This window comes from Geobacter grbiciae (genome assembly GCF_018531165.1).
Classification (GTDB): Bacteria; Desulfobacterota; Desulfuromonadia; order Geobacterales; family Geobacteraceae; genus Geobacter; species Geobacter metallireducens.
In genome coordinates, this window is sequence record NZ_JAHDIW010000007.1 from 60,281 (window position 1) to 77,076 (window position 16,796).

12 protein-coding genes are annotated in these 16,796 nt (G+C 62.4%); 7 read left to right on the forward strand and 5 right to left on the reverse strand.

From position 1 onward, the window contains the following. Positions 1-197: 197 nt before the first annotated feature. Genes cydD through KJB29_RS10275 form a run of 3 tightly spaced genes read left to right on the forward strand, consistent with a single transcriptional unit; the run spans position 198 to position 4,007 of the window. Complete coding sequence (gene cydD, locus KJB29_RS10265; RefSeq protein ID WP_215734498.1) at positions 198-1,916, forward strand: thiol reductant ABC exporter subunit CydD; 1,719 nt, start codon at positions 198-200, stop codon at positions 1,914-1,916. Continuing rightward, entirely contained in the window at positions 1,913-3,559 is a 1,647-nt protein-coding gene (cydC, locus tag KJB29_RS10270; RefSeq protein ID WP_215734499.1) for a thiol reductant ABC exporter subunit CydC, read from the forward strand. Before cydD ends, cydC begins: the two co-directional genes overlap by 4 nt. Further along, on the forward strand, positions 3,552-4,007 hold the full coding sequence (locus KJB29_RS10275; RefSeq protein WP_246561122.1) for a DUF2141 domain-containing protein: 456 nt from the start codon (positions 3,552-3,554) through the stop codon (positions 4,005-4,007). Before cydC ends, KJB29_RS10275 begins: the two co-directional genes overlap by 8 nt. Before the next feature lie 36 nt (positions 4,008-4,043). Here KJB29_RS10275 and KJB29_RS10280 read toward each other — a convergent pair whose 3' ends face one another. After that, a complete protein-coding gene (locus KJB29_RS10280; RefSeq protein ID WP_246561131.1) occupies positions 4,044-4,517 on the reverse strand; it encodes an RNA recognition motif domain-containing protein in 474 nt (157 codons plus the stop codon). Between the two features lie 236 nt (positions 4,518-4,753). On the opposite strand from KJB29_RS10280, the gene KJB29_RS10285 reads away from it, so the two are divergent. Next, positions 4,754-6,391: an ABC-F family ATP-binding cassette domain-containing protein gene (locus KJB29_RS10285; protein ID WP_215734501.1), complete on the forward strand. Its 1,638-nt coding sequence runs from the start codon at positions 4,754-4,756 to the stop codon at positions 6,389-6,391. Between the two features lie 271 nt (positions 6,392-6,662). Then, on the forward strand, positions 6,663-9,125 hold the full coding sequence (locus KJB29_RS10290) for a putative bifunctional diguanylate cyclase/phosphodiesterase (RefSeq protein WP_215734502.1): 2,463 nt from the start codon (positions 6,663-6,665) through the stop codon (positions 9,123-9,125). Between the two features lie 116 nt (positions 9,126-9,241). Here KJB29_RS10290 and KJB29_RS10295 read toward each other — a convergent pair whose 3' ends face one another. From KJB29_RS10295 to KJB29_RS10305, 3 genes are read right to left on the reverse strand one after another with little or no spacing between them, the layout of a single operon-like run. Continuing rightward, complete coding sequence (locus KJB29_RS10295) at positions 9,242-11,512, reverse strand: phospholipase D-like domain-containing protein (RefSeq protein ID WP_215734503.1); 2,271 nt, start codon at positions 11,510-11,512, stop codon at positions 9,242-9,244. A 25-nt stretch (positions 11,513-11,537) separates the two neighbouring features. Beyond that, a complete protein-coding gene (locus KJB29_RS10300) occupies positions 11,538-12,830 on the reverse strand; it encodes a hypothetical protein (protein WP_004511834.1) in 1,293 nt (430 codons plus the stop codon). Between the two features lie 51 nt (positions 12,831-12,881). Beyond that, entirely contained in the window at positions 12,882-13,373 is a 492-nt protein-coding gene (locus KJB29_RS10305; protein WP_215734504.1) for a cytochrome P460 family protein, read from the reverse strand. Positions 13,374-13,387: 14 nt separating this feature from the next. Between KJB29_RS10305 and KJB29_RS10310 the strand changes: the two genes are divergently transcribed. Further along, a complete protein-coding gene (locus tag KJB29_RS10310; protein ID WP_215734505.1) occupies positions 13,388-13,540 on the forward strand; it encodes a hypothetical protein in 153 nt (50 codons plus the stop codon). Positions 13,541-13,955: 415 nt separating this feature from the next. Further along, positions 13,956-15,254 (forward strand): BamA/TamA family outer membrane protein, encoded by a 1,299-nt coding sequence (locus tag KJB29_RS10315; RefSeq protein ID WP_215734506.1) that lies wholly within the window; start codon positions 13,956-13,958, stop codon positions 15,252-15,254. Between the two features lie 113 nt (positions 15,255-15,367). Here the strand turns inward: KJB29_RS10315 and KJB29_RS10320 are convergent, their stop codons facing one another. Then, positions 15,368-16,516, reverse strand: a complete 1,149-nt coding sequence (locus KJB29_RS10320; protein ID WP_215734507.1) for a TIGR03118 family protein — start codon at positions 16,514-16,516, stop codon at positions 15,368-15,370. Positions 16,517-16,796: the final 280 nt, after the last annotated feature.

A 16,796-nucleotide genomic window follows, 5' to 3' on the forward strand; every position in this document is an offset into this window, starting at 1 on the left:
TCTGGGTTCCACCGATTCGCCAGTGTCTTTGTGGGACATTGTCCTGAGTTCCGTATGCCGTCTCATGTATCAACACCCCTTTCTTTTTTGAAGTATTCCTGATTCCAGTATACTTAATTGAAAACGGATGTCAATATCCTGTGGCGGCGTCGTTGACAGGTGCCAGTGGTACGTGTAGATAAACCTAAGGAGGCTCCATGAGCAGAGACCACACAGCACGCCCTGAAAGATGGCTCCTCGACACAGCCCGGGGGGTGAGGGGGAAGCTTGCCCGCGCCGTGGTGTGGGCCTTCGTCGCCGGGCTTCTGATTGTCCCCCAGGCGCGGCTCCTGGCGCTGGCCTGCCATCGGGTGGTGATCGAGAACGCCACCCTGGACGCCGTGCTTCCCCTGGCCGGCGCTGTCGCCGCCCTGGCTGCTGCCCGGGGGCTCCTGGTCTTCTTCTCCGAGCGGCGGGCAGCGGCCGCCGCGGCCCGGGTCAAGGAGCAGGTGCGGAGCCACCTCTACCGCAAGCTCCAGGCCCTGGGGCCGGCGGGGCGTGCCGGCGAGGAGACCGGTCCCCTCGTGGAGGCGGTGACCGCAGGGGTCGAGGGGCTGGAGCTCTACGTGGCCCGCTTCCTTCCCCACCTGGCCCTGGCGGCGGTGCTGCCGCCAACGGCCCTCTTCTTCGTCTTTCCGGCAGAGTGGCGGGCGGGTCTCGTCCTCCTCTTTTCCGCCCCCTTCATCCCGCTTCTCATGGTCCTCATCGGCAGCGGCTCCGAGAGCCTCAACCGCCGTCAGTGGGGGCGCCTCTCCCGCATGGCGGGGCACCTCCTCGACCTCGTCCAGGGGCTTCCCGACCTGAAGATCTTCGGCGCGGCCCGGCGCGAGGCCGAGGCTGTGGCCCGGGTCTCCGAGGCGTATCGCCAGGGAACCATGGCGGTGCTCCGGGTGGCGTTCCTCTCGGCCTTTACCCTGGAGTTTTTCGCCACCGTTGGTACGGCGGTGGTGGCGGTGGTGGTCGGCTTCCGCCTCCTGGGAGGGGGACTAAGCCTCGCCGATGGGCTTTTCGTGTTGCTGCTGGCCCCCGAATTCTACCTGCCGCTGAGAACCCTCGGGCTCTCCTACCACGCCCGGATGCAGGGAACAGCCGCTGCCGAGCGGATTGTGCCCCTTCTGGCACTTCCCGAACCCGAGGGGTACGGAGGTACCCTGCCGGTTCCAGCGGGGCCGCCGGCCATCCGGTTCGAAGGGGTCACCTTCCGCTACGGCGGTGAGCGGGGCGGGGTGAGCGGCATCGGCCTGGAGTTGCCGGCCGGGAGCCTCACGGCCCTGGCCGGGGAGAGCGGCACCGGCAAGAGCACCCTGGTACGCCTCTTGGTGGGACTGGCCCGTCCCGAGGCGGGGCGGATCACGGTGAACGGCGCCGATCTCGCCGATCTGGACCCGGCCGCCTGGCGGGAGCGCCTCGCGTGGGTTCCCCAGAGCCCTTTTTTCTTCAAGGGGACGATCCGGGAGAACCTCTGCCTCGGCCGTCCCACCGCCGACGGGGCGGAGATCCGCGCCGCCCTGGAGGCTGCGGCAGCCGACGTCTTTGTGAATCGCCTGTCGCTGGGGCTCGACACGGAACTGGGGGATCGGGGTGCCGGGCTCTCCGGCGGGGAGCTCCGGCGCCTGGCCCTGGCTCGGGCGTTCCTGCGCGATGCTTCGCTGGTGGTTCTTGACGAGCCCACCGCTGGCCTTGATCCGGAGAACGAGCGGCTGGTGGGGGAGGCCCTGGAGCGGCTGGCCGCTGGGCGGACGGTGCTCGTCATCAGCCACCGGGAAAAAACCGTCCGCAGGGCGGCGCGGGTCGCCGTCATGGCTGGGGGGCGTCTTGAGCGGGTGGTGGCGCCGGCGGAGTTCCTGGCCGCCATGGCGGGAGAGGTGGCGGCATGAGGGAGCTCTTCCGGATCCTGGCCGTCTCCCGGCGCCAGTGGCCCTGGATGGTGACCGGGATACTCCTCGGCGTCGCCGTCATAGCCGCCAACACGGCCCTCATGGCCCTTTCCGGCTGGTTCATCGCCTCCATGGCCGTGGCCGGGGCAACTGCCGTTCCCTTCAACTACTTCTTCCCGGCGGCCGCCATCCGGGCCCTGGCCATCCTCCGGACCGTGGGGCGTTATGCCGAGCGGCTGGCGACCCACGAGGCAGCGTTCCGTATTCTGGCCGACCTTCGGGTCTGGCTCTTCCGGCGGCTGGAGCCCCTGGCTCCGGCCAGGCTTGAGCGCTACGCGGGGGGCGATGTGGCCGGCCGGCTCCGGGCCGACGTGGACGCCCTGGAGAGCCTCTACCTCCGGATCGTGGCGCCGCTTGTTACCGGCGCGGCCTCCATCGTCCTGGCGGTTCTCGTTGCCGCCCGATGGAGCGTGCCGACGGCCCTGGCGCTCCTCGCATTCCTCCTGGTTGCCGGGGTGGCGCTTCCCCTCGCGGCCCGGCGTCTGGCGCAGGAGCCGGGGCGACGCTCGGCGGAGCTTTCCGGGGAGCTCCGCACGGCAGTGACCGAAGGGCTCCTGGGGGCCGAGGAGCTGATTCTCCTAGGCGCGGCGGAGCGTCAGGCGGCTCGGGTCGATCACCTTTCGTCCCGTCTCGTGGCCGAGCAGGAGCGCCTCGCTGCCATCGGCGGCCTTACCCTGGCCGGCGGGGTTGCCTGCGGCGGCCTCGGCGTGGCAGCGGTCCTTGCGGCCGGGAGCGTCTCGGTGGCCGCGGGGCTTGTCTCCGGACCGGCCCTCGTGATGCTCGTTCTCTTCGCGGCAGCGGCATTCGAGGCAGCCGGCGGCATGCCGGCGGCCCTGCAGCTGGTTCCTTCAGCCCGGGAGGCGGTGCGACGGATCCGGGAGCTGGCCGACGCGCCGGTGCCGGTCCTCGATCCCCCTGCTCCGGAGCCGCTACCTATCGGAACCGGCATCGCCTTCCACAACGTCTCCAGCGCCTACGATCCGGCCCTGCCGGTCCTCCATGGGTTCAGTCTCGAAGTCCCGGCCGGGGAGAAGGTGGCCCTTGCCGGCCCCAGCGGCGTGGGCAAGAGCACTCTGGCCGAGATACTGCTCCGTTTCAGGGACTATGCCGGCAGCGTCACCGTCGGCGGTATGGAAATTAGCCACCTGGCGGCCGACGAGTTGCGGGGCCTGATCGCCGCGGTTCCCCAGCGGCCCCATCTCTTCAACGACACCATCCGGGAGAACATCATGGTGGGGAATCCTGCGGCGGGAGATGCGGAACTGCGCCGCGCCCTGGAGGATGCCGGTCTTGCGGCGTGGGTGAACGCCCTTCCCCTGGGGCTCGACACCCCCGTGGGGGAGGGAGGAAGCGCCGTCTCGGGGGGAGAGGCCCGGCGGATCGCCCTGGCCCGGGCACTGGTGAAGGATGCGCCGATCCTCCTGCTGGACGAGCCCACCGAGGGGCTCGACGCGGCCACCGAGCGAGAGGCGGTGGCCCGCCTGGCTGCCCGGACCGCGGGGAAGACCGTGCTGGTCATCACCCATCGTCCCGCCTGTTTCGTCCTGGCCGACCGTGTGGTGCGGATGGAGAAAAATGAGTAGAAGACAGAAGGGAAATCCGATGGTCCGTTTTACTGCCTTACTCGTGGTTAGCCTGCTGATCCTGCAACTGAAGCCTGCTGCAGCCGAAACCCTCCTGGTGACGGTCACGGGTTTTCGGGGCATCAAGGGGACCCTCTATGTAACCGTCTGGCGTGACGAGGCTCATTTTCTCACCGATCTCCGTCACGCCGCGGCACGGAGGGTACTGCCGGTCTCCGGGCCGGAGATGACGGTGGCGGTGGATGGGCTTTCCCGTGGCGTCTATGCGGTGACGGCTTTCCAGGATGAGAACGGCAACGGTGAACTGGACAGAAACTTCATTGGCATGCCGAAGGAGCCGGCAGGGGTGTCGAACGACGCGAGGGGGGTGATGGGGCCGCCGAAATTCAGGGATGCGGCGGTGGCGCTGAATGGGGCTTCACGGAATATGACGCTCAGGCTCAGGTAGGCGCGGGGGGCTCACCCCGAGCCCGAGCGTTGTTCGCTACTTCTTGCCTCGTCCGGATCTGGGGCCTGAACCGCTCTTTCCATGGGAGGCGCCGCCGGTAGCGGGGCCGCTTTTCCCGCGGCTCCCCCCTCCGGGCCCACTCTTCCCTCGGCTCCCTTCGGAGGTAACCGCGCCTGGTCCGCTCGCTCTGCGGCCGCTTCCGGGTGCGCTCGCACCACGGCTGCCGCCGGCCGGGCCTCTGCCCGGTCCCCCCTTGCCGCGCCTGGCTCCACCGGGGGCGGGTTTCTGCTTTTGTGGCCGCGCAATGCTCACGGTGATGGCGCGATTTCTCAGAAGCGCCCCGTCCAGGGTCTCGACGGCTTCTTTGGCCTCTTCGGCCGTCGCCATCCGCACGTAGCCGCACCCCTTGAACTCGCCGGTCTCGGGATCGGTGATCAGGTGGACCGACGTGACGGTGCCGGCCACCGTAAACATCCTTCGGAGATCGTCCTCGGTCGCCTCGTAGGACATGTGACCCACATATAATTCCTTGTTTGCACTCATGCTGTCGCCTTTCTTTGAAACCTTTGCCCGATGGTACCAGATTGCGGCCGGAAAGGGAAACGGGCTTTTCCGAAAAAACCGCGGCGGAAAAAGGGATTGCCGCCCAAGCAGTAGAAATGGTATAACCAGTCCAGTACGTGAACCACAGGGTCACCCCTGTGGTTTTTTATTTTACCAGAGGATAGAAGGAGTCACACAAGAGCATGATCAGCGCATCGAACGTCACCCTCTCCTACGGCAAGAGGGTTCTCTTCAAGGACGTGAACATCAAGTTCACCCCCGGCAACTGCTACGGCCTCATCGGCGCCAACGGCGCCGGGAAATCCACCTTCCTCAAGATCCTCGCCGGCGAGGTGGAGGCGGACAAGGGGGAGATCTCCGTGGGCTCAGGCGAGCGGATCGCGGTGCTGCGCCAGGACCAGTTCGCCTTTGACGAGGAGGTGGTCTTCAACACCGTCATCATGGGGCACGAACGGCTCTACAAGGTAATGGCGGAGCGGGAGGAGATCTACTCCAAGGGTGATTTCACCGAGGAGGACGGCATCCGCTCGGCGGAGTTGGAGGGGGAGTTCGCCGAGATGAACGGTTACGAGGCCGAGAGCGAGGCGGCGGTGCTCCTGAACGGCCTCGGCATCCCCGAGGAATTGCGCCATAAAAAGATGAAGGAGCTGGAACCGGGAGAGAAGGTGCGGGTGCTCCTGGCCCAGGCCCTCTTCGGCAATCCCGACGTGCTGCTGCTGGACGAGCCCACCAACAACCTGGACCTGAAATCCATCACCTGGCTGGAGGATTTCCTCTCCCGCTTCCAGAACACGGTCATCGTGGTCTCCCACGACCGCCACTTCCTGAACCAGGTCTGCACCCACGTGGCCGACATCGACTTCGGCATGATCAAGGTCTACGTGGGGAACTACGATTTCTGGTACCAGGCGAGCCAGCTGACCCTGCGGCAGAAGCAGGAGGAGAACCGCAAGTCGACCGAGAAGGCCAACGAGCTGAAGGAGTTCATCCAGCGCTTCAGCTCCAACGCCTCCAAGGCCAAGCAGGCCACCTCCCGGAAGAAGCTCCTCGACAAGCTGACCCTGGAGGAGATGCCGGTCTCCTCCCGCAAGTACCCCTACGTGGTCTTCAAGCCCGAGCGGGCCTGCGGCGACATCATCCTGGAGATCCAGGGGCTCTCGAAGTCTGTGGACGGGGTGCAGGTGCTCAACAACCTGGACCTCATCGTCCGCAAGGGGGACAAGATCGCCTTCGTGGGGGCCAACAGCCAGGCCAAGACGACCCTCTTCCAGATCCTGGCCGGGGAGCTGGAACCGGACGCCGGGACCTTCCGCTGGGGGGTGACCATCACCCATTCCTACTTCCCCAAGGAGAACAGCGCCTTTTTCGAGGGGGACCTGAACCTCATCGAGTGGCTTGGCCAGTACTCACCTCCCGCTGAGGGGGAGAGCTTCGCCCGGGGGTTCCTGGGGCGGATGCTCTTCTCTGGGGACGAGGCCACCAAGAAGACCAGTGTCCTCTCCGGGGGGGAGCGGGTCCGCTGCATGCTCTCCCGCATGATGCTCGCCGGCGCCAACGTCATCATGCTGGACGAGCCCACCAACCACCTGGACCTGGAATCGATCACCGCCCTCAACAACGGGCTCATCGCCTACCCGGAGGTGATCCTCTTCGCCTCCCACGACCACGAGTTTGTTTCCACCGTGGCGAACCGGGTCGTGGAACTCACCCCTGGCGGGGTCATCGACCGGGTCATGAGTTTCGACGACTTCCTGGAGGATGAGGGGGTTGCCCGGGAGCGGGACGAGTTGTATCACGGCCACGTGGAGGCGAGCCTGTAATCGGAGCGGGAATTGCCCGGTCGAATAATAATAAAATACACCCTTTGGCGTGACAAAATCCCCCTTTTGCAAGGGGGATTTTTTTTGAAATCATAATAAAATACGTCAATTAGTTGCGGAAATAGCGTTGAAGTTGCTGAAATTTAGGGTGAAATTATATGTTTTTGCTTTAAGAAATAATATTGGAATCACTTTACTTTATTTTTATTTGTGATATCTAATTCAATTGGTGTGTATGTTTTAATTATGCAGCTTGCTGAAAGGGTCGCTCATGCAAGAGGCTCTGCTGGGGATTCTTGATTTTGTTGCCCGCTTCACCGGCGGGCACGGCGGCATTGATGACGAAGTGGCAGTGTATTTCGTCCTTGCAGGGGCGATGTGGCTGAACCTTCTCTTTTTCGCGTTATGGAGAAGGCGCAATGAAGCCAATTCCCGGGAGGCACTGCTCGTCCTGGGGTTCAGTGCCGGCCTGGCGCGGGAGCTCTTCATGCTCGCCATGGCCATAGGCCAGAAAGCGCTGATGGTCGATCCCCGTCACCTGCACGCGTTCTTCCCGCCGGTCGAGCATGTGCTTTCGGGGGTGGCGACCGTTATTGTTGCCGCCGCGTTCATGCGTTATCTCACCGGCAATTTCTCCCTTGCCCGCAACTATCTTGGCATAGGCATCGTTCTCACTCTCTCCTGTTATGGCGCCACGTTCAAATGGTGGGCACACTACATAATGGCCAATCCGGCATCCAAATTCGGCCAGACCTGGTGCGACGTCCTTTTCCACACGGTCGCGGCGTTGCTCATCGTTTTTCCCACCTGGCACCTCTTCCGCCACCGTACCGGCTGGCTTCGAAACATCATCTGCTTCGCTCTCGCCTGTTTCTTTCTCACTGAAACGCTCAAGCTGGTCGATATTGCCTGCGGAGAGCGGTACGAATACATTTTCACCCCCATCCGCCGCAGTTTTAATCTCATCGGCATCTATGTGCTGGGCTACGTCTACATCCGCGAACAGGAGGCGAGGCGGAGGCGGGCGAATGCGAAAATTGCGGAGAGTGAGAAACGCTATCGAACCCTTGTGGAAAACGTCAATCTAGGCATCTCCCTCATTGACAGCAACAACCGCATCGTCATGAACAACGGCTATCTGGAGAAGATGTTCCGGAAGAATGCCGAGAAACTGACCGGACGTTTCTGCTACCGGGAATTCGAGAATCGGGACGAATGTTGCGACAACTGCCTCGGCGTCGAAGCAATGACCACGGGAAGAGCCGTATCGAGGGAAGTTGAGAGAATATTGGCTGACGGCGAGCCGTCCGGACTGCGTCTGAGTGCTTTCCCCGTCTTCAATGAGCAGGGAAAGGCGACGAAATTCATCAAGGTGGTGGAGGACATAACCGACCGCAAGCGCGCTGAGGAGAAAATCAGGCGCCTTGCCTATTATGACTCACTGACGGGGCTCCCCAACCGGCCCCTCATGATGGACCGCCTGTCCCAGGCCATCAGGCATGCCCGAAGGCACGGAGAGGTGGTGGCGCTTCTCTTCCTCGACCTGGACCGCTTCAAGGACGTCAACGACAGCCAGGGGCACCGGGTAGGCGACCGGCTTCTGCAGGATGTTGCGGCACGGCTGGCAGGCTGTACCCGCGAAAGCGACACCCTGGCGCGTCTCGGCGGGGACGAATTCGTCATCATCGCCCCCGGGGTGCGGGCTGCCACCGATGCCTCGTTGCTGGCGGACAAAATCCTGGGGGCCCTGGCCGAGCCGTTTATGCTGGACAGGCAGACGCTCCACATCGCCACGAGTATCGGAATCGTCCTCTTCCCGTCGGACGGTGGGAATGGCGAGATGCTGCTGCAGCGGGCCGACATGGCGATGTATGCCGCCAAGGATCGTGGTGGGAACTCCTACCGGTTTTTCTCGGCGGAGATGAACACCAGGGCCGTGGAGCGCCATGAGCTTGAGGAGGACATGCGGCAGGCGCTGACGAATGGCGAATTTTTCCTCATGTATCAACCCCAGGTGAATACCGGCTCGTGGAAGGTCGTCGGGGTGGAAGCGCTCATCCGCTGGAACCATCCCCGCAAGGGGGTCATTCTCCCCTCGCGGTTCATTCCTGTTGCGGAGGAGACGGGATTCATCTCCAAGCTGGGGAGATGGGTTCTTGAGGAGGCATGCCGCCAAGGGGCACAATGGCAGCGGGACGGACTGCCGCCGCTGCAGATCGGGGTGAACCTCTGCGCGAGGCAATTCACCCATGAGGAGATCGTCGGCACGGTTAACGACGTGCTCCAAAAGACGGGGCTGCCGTCAGAGCTGCTGGAGATTGAGCTGACCGAAACGATGCTGATGGATTCGGAGACCGCGGTTTCCACGCTCGGGCAGCTCAAGGCTCTGGGGGTGCGCCTGGCGATAGATGACTTCGGCACGGGATACTCTTCATTCAACTATCTCAAGCACTTCCCCCTCGACCGGATCAAAATCGACCAGTCCTTTATCCGTGACATCGGCCAGAGCCGCAGCAACGGGGCCATCATCGAGGCCATCATTGCCGTGGCGCGCAGCCTCGGCCCTGAAGTGCTGGCCGAAGGGGTCGAAACCGAAGAGCAGCTCCGCTACCTGATGTCGATAACCTGTGCCGACATCCAGGGGTTCTATTTCTCCCGTCCCCTCCTGCCTGACGACGTTTCTCATCTCATGCGCGAATCACTTCCCGGCTCCGGGACGCACCGCTACACCTGAATGAACAACTGAAGCTGTGAAGTGTCTTTATCCTGAATCCGGCAGTTGAAGCCATCCTCCGTTTTGCTTCGAGGGCTCTCTTCGGATTGCTCCAACTGCCTTATCTCCCTTGATTCCTAGATCGGCTTGAATTCCTCGTTGAACGAGTTCTGGTTCTCCCGCCGCTTTGCGGCGCTGCTCCCGGTGTCGATGGATGCCTTCGTCAGTTCGTAGGCGTCGTTGAGCATCTGGACAAAGCGCGTCTCGACTTCTTTCTGTCGCCCCTCGTTCAGCTTTTTGTCGACTCCGTACTTGGCCATGATCTGCCGGAAGGTGGCCAGGTCCTCCTGGAGCATCGTGTCGCGGGGAGTGGCAGTGAAATAGTCGTTGAGCTTCTTCGTCCGCGCCGGGTCGTCGAGGAGCCGCTGCACGAAGGCGGTGTACTCCGTGAGGAAGCCGGGGGCGTTGCGGACGAACATGACGTTGTTGCTGTCCATCATGAAGCTGCGGACGTCGGCGTTGGCCGAGCCGATAGTGACGTCGTCCCCGAACACCGAGACCTTGGTGTGGAGCGAGAGGGGTTCATCGGGCCGGGCCTGGTACTCGTAGTAGTCGAATTTCGCCCGCTTGGCCGGGTCTCCCTGCTGCTGGTAGAACTCGGTGAACGCCTTGAGGGCGTGGCGGGCGGCGAGGTTCACCACGTTGAGGTCGGTGGTCTGGATGGAGTTGGTGAGGACCGTGACGGTGACGTTGGAGCAGTCGTAATCGCCGTTCACCATCCGGCTCAACTCATGGGTGAGGTTGGCGGCGGGGAAGAAGTAGGCGTTATGGAGAATAAGCCGCTTCGGGGCATCGGGGGTGGCAGCGGCGCAGACCTGCGGAATCTCTTTAAGCCAGACGTCGTGGATGTACTTCCCGCTCTTTGCCTCCTCGCCGGCAGGGGCGCCGTAGGTCCGTACCCGCTTCTCCGGGGGGAGCGCCTTGTTGAACGGAATGTTTTCGAGGTAGGCGAGGACGCTGCCGCTATCCACGGCGAAGGTTTGCGCCGGCTGTTTCGGAATCGTGGGAAGGTAGGTCTCGTTGTAGGCCCGGGCGTTATCCTCCATGGTCTTGCGGCAGTCGGCCATCCGTTCGTCCAGGGAAGGAGCGGTCTTCTGCAGCTCATTCTTGATGCAGGCGTCGCGCTCCGCTTTTCCCGTCTCCCCGTCACAGGCCTTCTCGGCATATTTCATGGCGATGACGAAGTCGTTGGGGGCATGCTGGCGCACCTCGGCCAGCGGGGCCACCATGGTATCGAAATTCCACAGGGAGTCGAACGCCGTGGCGACCCCCCCTCCCCCTTGGGAAAGGAGGGCATGGATGTCGGTGTCCATGAAGACGTACTTGCTGGTCAGGGGATTGGGGCGCATGTGGTAGGAGTTCTCCACGTTTCGTCCCCCCATCTGGAGCTCCTTGTGGTCCACCAGGAGGAGCTTGTGGTGGAGGTAGTCGGTCAGGTGGTCCCAGTCCCGCAACTCGTCATCCGAGAGCTTCCTGTCGACCGGCAGAAGCGAGGTGACGGTCTCCTTGATGGGGTTGAGCTGGGCACCGTACATGGCAAAGGCGAAGAAGAGCTCCGCATCTGATGCCAGCCGCTGGAAGGGGGCGCCGGTCCTCGACTCCCAGTAGGTCTTGCCGAGACGCTTTAGCTGCTCCTCCTGCTCGGGAGTGGTTGCGGAGGCTCCACCCTTCAGGCTCTGGACGTCGATCTGCTGCCCGCTCTGGGCGGCGAGCGCCATTACGTCGCCCCGCTTCGAGCAGAGGCCGGAGAGGAAGAGCCCCGAATTGCCGATATCGAGGTTTGATATGTTCCGGTCCGCCGCCGGCATGCCGTTGATCGTCTCGTCGGCGAAGAGCTTGTCGATGGCGGCGAATTTTTCGGCGCTGCATGCCTCGGGTCTGGCCGCCGCGGTTTCGGGGGAGCAACCCATGGTCAGATAGACGGCGTCCTTGATGATGTTGCGGGTCGGCCGGTTGTAAAATCGTACGTGGAGGTTCCCGTTCCCCTCCTTCTCCATGAGGGAGAAGAGGTCGAGGTGCTTGTAGTTGGTGTGGTAATCCACGAGGAGCCTCACGGTAACCCCACGCCGCGCCGCGTCCATGAGGGCTGAGGTCAGCACCGACGAGCTGTGGTCGTCGGCATAGATGTAGTACATCATGTCGATGGAGCGCTGCGCGCCCCGGACCATGCGGAGCTTGGAGAGAAACGCCGCGTCGTTGTCGGTGATGACCTGGGCCTCGGTGATGGAGAGGGGGCCGGCGGATGCCGCCTGGCTGACGGTGTCGAGGGGAAGACCTGCCTGCTTCTGCGTGGCGCAGCCGGTCATGGCGAGGGCAAGGAGCAGGGGGGCGACGAAACGGGTTTTCATGGGGGCCTCCGTTAGTAGATTGCGGTTATTCTTCGACAATGGTCGTGAACAGGATGAACTGCCGCATGAAATCGATGAACCTCTCGTTCCAGATGTCGCCATGGCCGTCGATTATCTGCTTGTCAACCGCCACTACGTACAAGGGGTTGCGGGGGAGCGATTTTCCCAGGTGCGTGAGCCTGGCGTTCCCCAAGTCGAGGCTCCAGCCGTTGCGGGACGAAAGGTCGATCCACTGCTGCCGCAATGACTTGGCCGTGCGTAAATCGGCCACTTTCTTCTCAGGCGTCTCCGTGGCTTGGGGTGGAGCCGCCTCGGCCTCGGGGCGCGGGCGCAACTCGTGGGTGCGGTACGGCTCGAAATGCCCCACGGCGTGCCGGTCTGCCTGTTTCTGCTTGCCGTCGTCGGGACGGTATTTCTCGAAGAGAGTCGAGAGCGTGCGTCCAACGGGGAACGCCGTCTTGGTCGCCTGATCCGTTTCCGAGGTGAAGATCGCCACGAGGGGGAGCTGCCCGTCGGCGTACCACTTCCTCACCCCGGCCAGGTCGTGGAGTGGCGTGAAGCGGGACGCTTCAAAGGCGGGGTTCACGAGGATCACGAGATCGCCGAAGGTCTGCGGTGACTCTGCATCCCCCGAGAAACGGTCGACAAGGATCTGCGAGAGGGCAGAGTAGACCATCTCCCCGCCGAAGCTGTGGCCGACGATGATTAGCTTGGTCTGGGCCAGCCTGCTCTTGGTTTCGTCGTAAACCTTCAGGTGCGAGAACTGTACCTCCTCAAGCTGCACCAGGAGGTCGGTCAGGGCGCCGTGGCCAACCTTGTCGGCCGTGTTCTTGCGGTCCCAGAAGGAGAGGGTCCTGAACGGCTCCACGTTGGCGGAGAGCCCCCGCCACCCGACATAAATCCCCGCCACCTTCCGCTCCGGCCGTCCTTCGCTCTGGCTGGCAAGGTGCTCATAGGAGTAGATCCGTTTGAGCGTCTCCCTGAATGACGCCACGTTGTCGTCGTCGAACGAGGCGTTGTGCCGCCATCCGTGCACATAGACGACCATAAGGAGGCCGGACTCCAGCGCATCCTTCTCCAGGAGGCGGTCGATCAGCACATTGGCCTGTTTCCTGTCCCAGAACCACCCCTGGTCGTCGAACTCCACGAAGCCGAGAAGGTACTCGTCGTTCTGTTCCAGGGACGACTTTCTGCATTCGGCCCCTTGCTGGGCGACGTTGCAGGGCTCGTACGAGGTCCGGTACTGGTCGTTGCCGACACAGCCGGTCAGGAGGGCAGCAAGCGCCAGGCTGATAATTCCCTTGGAAAACCATCTCATAACAGCACCTCCGGGGAACTTGCGAAATAGTTTGCTTTACAATGGCGGTGTTCAGGGGACAGGGGCAAACCCTGTAAACACGTAGTCGTTACCCTTCACCGGCTGATGGCAGCCAAAGCACTCCTGCGCGAAACCGGCATCCTTGCCGTAGGGCTTGAGCCCGGTCCCCACGAAACGGGCAAAGCCCCATCCTCCCGTTGCCTTGTACTTCTTGGCATCCTTCACCATGAATTCCACCTGGGCGAACTCGCCGGGGATGGTGGCCACCGGGAACTTCGGGTGCTTTACCGCGGTCCATGCCACCTTTGCCATTATCGTCCCGTCGGGGAAGGGGCGCGTCCCCTCCTTCATGGCTTTCATGGCCGTGTCGTTGCCGAAAATGACCCGGATGTGTCCCTTGTCATCCCGGTAAGAGGGGGCGATCACCTGCCAGTTGCGGTACCCCTCGATCAGGGGAATGCCGTTGGGTGCCACCGGCCGGTCTTTCCCCGGGGTAAGAACGGGCAGCAGCATGATAATGAGGGTTCCGATCATGGTTTTCATATGGACCTCCGGGGGTGAATTTTGTGGAGGATGGGGTGGCCGAGGCGGTGAATTCAGGGCGGCGGATGGAGAAGGTCGGGGACGGGGAAGGAGAGTCAGAGGGGGAGAAATCAGGTGCCGTCCCTGGCAAGCCCCTGCCGTTCAGGCAGGGAGCCGGCTCGTCCTGAGCGTTTCATTGGTGAAAGTATATCGCCCGAACTCTCCTGGGCAAGTGCTCAACGGGCTGCGGGAGAAGCCGTGTCAGAAGGAGTGGTGGAGGAGTTCCCTGCATTGCCTTGCTTGTGGCTGCATTTTGAAACGCCCATCAACAGAACGCCAACGATAAAGACCAGGACCATTATCTTTCCCATAGAGATTCAAATTCCTCCGTAACGTGCGGATCAAGGGCTGGAAGCGCTTGAGTGAAAGCAGACAAATTAGAACCGGTTAAATGCACGTTGTCAAGAGTTAAGAATATCAGCCCCATAGCCGGTATTGCCTTTCTCCGCCTCACCTGACAAAACGCGGGAATGTGCTACACTCTGGACACCGGGCGACCATCGGCGTCCCCGCTCAATTCCATCAAGGCTGTCACCTGCTCCCATGGATAATGGATCCCCTCTCATCGCCAGGGTGAAAAAGCATGCCGTTGCCGTCTGCTGCGTCCTTCTCTCCGTCCTTGCCCCGGTAACGGCTACCTGCTCCGAGGAGGCGGAATACCACACCCCCCTGGCCGGCGAACCCCTCAGTGGTGTGCTGTGGGGGCACCGGTTCGATATCCCGGCCAGGGACCGGGACTACGTCCGCTCTTTCACTCTCGGCGGGGTCTTTTTCTCTCCGAAGGTGGGGAGCGACTGGGGGGTTCCCTTCGGCGCCTTCTACTGGAGGAAATACAAGGAGCCGTGGCGCTCCCGGGCGGTCATCGGGGGCTTCGTCAACGATCTTGACCTAGCGCGGGACTTCGGCCGCTTCCAGCTCCTCGGTCACTGGGACAATAACACCATCCCCTTTCCCTCCGACGAGATTATCGACGGGAAGGAGGTCAAGTCGACTTCCATCATCTACGGGAGCTTCAACGGCGGCGTCGGGGTGGGGTACCGGCTCCCGGTGGAACCGTTCCAGTCGGACAACGCCCTGAGGGTGAAGCTCCTCTACAACGCCGGCTATCTCTACACGGGGAGGGTGTCCGATACCGGCGCCGACGTGAAGCTTCCCCCGAGCACCTTCGTTCACGGTTTCAAGCTCTCTGCTGACTACGACTCCATCCGGCGCAACATCATGGAGCTCCCCCACGAGGGGTGGGCCGGGGGGATCGCGGTTGAGCTGGGCAGGCGGAATCACTGGAGCGACCACACCTTCGGGGGAACCGTCTTCAGGGGGGACAGGACTCGGGACTATCTCAAGGTTTCCGCTTTCTTCACCGGGGCCACCGGCATCCCCGGCCTCTCGGAGCGCCACCGCCTCATCGGCATTCTTCACGGCGGCTTTGCGCCCAAAGACAGCATCGACCGCTTCTCCGCCTTCCGCATCGGCGGCGGGCCGTTCCCGAGCGAGACTGACGACCTCTACCGTTACTGGTATCCGGGGGCCATGTTCAACCAGTTCCCGGCCTCGGATTTCGTCGTCGCCTCCCTTGAATACCGCTATGAACTTCTCTTTTTTCTCTACCTCCACCTGCGGGGGACCGTCGCCGAGGTGAACCGTCCCTTCTTGCGGCAGGACCGGTTCAATATCTCCCGTCTCGACTTCACCCACGACTACAGCGGGGCGTTCTCGCTGGGTCTCACGAGCGGACTCCCCTGGGATTCCCAGCTCTATCTGGAATACACCTACGACACTCGCATCCTGCGAAACGGCGTGGGAGGAAGCAGCTTCCTCGCCCAGTGGTCAAAGTCGTTCTAGAATCCGGCGCTACAGTTGGGAAAGCAGCATGATAGGATGGGGGAACATGTGCCTTGACGACTTCCCGGTGAAGTCGATCAATTCACCATGTCCCCCCTGATGTCTGGTGAGGGTTAGTCCTTATCGTCCATCAACTCTTTCAGGTGATCGGACAATGTGAAAGGAGCAGGCTCGATCCTGCCGTAGAGCCCGTGGTTTTCGTCATCGGGACCGGCGGTGAAGAAGAGGGCATTGGTCGCTTGATCCAAGTGGCCGTTGCCGAAGCTCAACCCCCAGAGCCCGTCGATCTTGAGGGGATGACCGTCGGATTTGCGGAGTTGGCCGCGGAACGTGCCGTTGGCGACGTCATAGGCGTTGATCGTGCCGTCGCCGAAATTGCCGACCAGGAGACGATTGCTGAAGCGGCCGAAGTCCGCCGGCGCCATTGCCAGGCCCCAGGGGGCGTTCAGTTGGCCCCGTGTGGCGATGCGGCGGATGAGCTTGCCGTTGGCGTCGAAGACGTTGACGAAACCGAGCCCTTGCCCGGCCACGTCATCATGCTGCGCGGCGTCCTGCTTGGCGTAGGTCACGTAGATATTCCCCTGCAGGTTCTGGATGCCGAACGGGGCAAAGCCGGCAGGAATCTTCGGGTCGCTGAACGAGCCGGTAAGGGTTGCCGGCTTGAAATCCTTGTCGAAGACGTCGATCCTGTTGTTGTGAAAGTCCGTGGCGTAGAGGAAGTTGCCGGTGCCGTTGGCGGCCATGGCGAGACCCTTGTAGACGGCCCCCGACATGGAGTTGTCCACTTTGAGGATGGCGTTGGTCGGGTCCACCGTAGGGGACCATCCGGAGATCGTGCCGTCCTCGGTGGCGAAGATGAAGCGGCTCGGTCCCGAAGCGGTTCCTTTGCTGACCTCGAAGTCGTTGGAGCCGTTGAAGATGATGCCGGTGGGTTTGCTGGTGCCGGTGCTGCCGGGAGGGAGCGGGATGGTGACGACGAGGGACTGTTTTTGTCCAAGGCCGTTATAGAGTGTCGAGACGCCGGTGCCGTTGTCGGCGATCCAGACGACAGCAGTGGGATTGAAGACAATCCCCCAGGGGTTGACGAGGTCCGGATCGGTGTGGTCCGCAGGGATGGTTCCGTCGGACACCAGGTTGTGCTGCTGGTAGAACAGCTCCATTGCCTGGAGCGGCGGCGCGAAGCAGAGGGCGAGCACCGCCACCAGGGCGAATAAAGGTGACCACAGTTTCCGCGCAGGGAACATCGTTGCCAATCTCTTCATCGTGTACCTCCTTTTTCCTCTGATACCTTTGCCTCTAAGAATCCTTCCGGTCCAATGGGGATTGTTTTTATTCATCACCTCCTTTCTCCCAGGTGCGGCCACCACAGGAGTTAGTTCAGGGACAGCCTTGTTTGCCGGTGAGGAGTTGTCTTGGTGAAAAGGATGAAGTGGTCGGGGTACTGACCAGAGAAAAAAAGCATGGGAGAGGGTGTGAGGAGAATGGAATTACATGGTGTCATCCCTGTCATACCGCCTCGTGCGTCGCGCACCGAAGCCGACT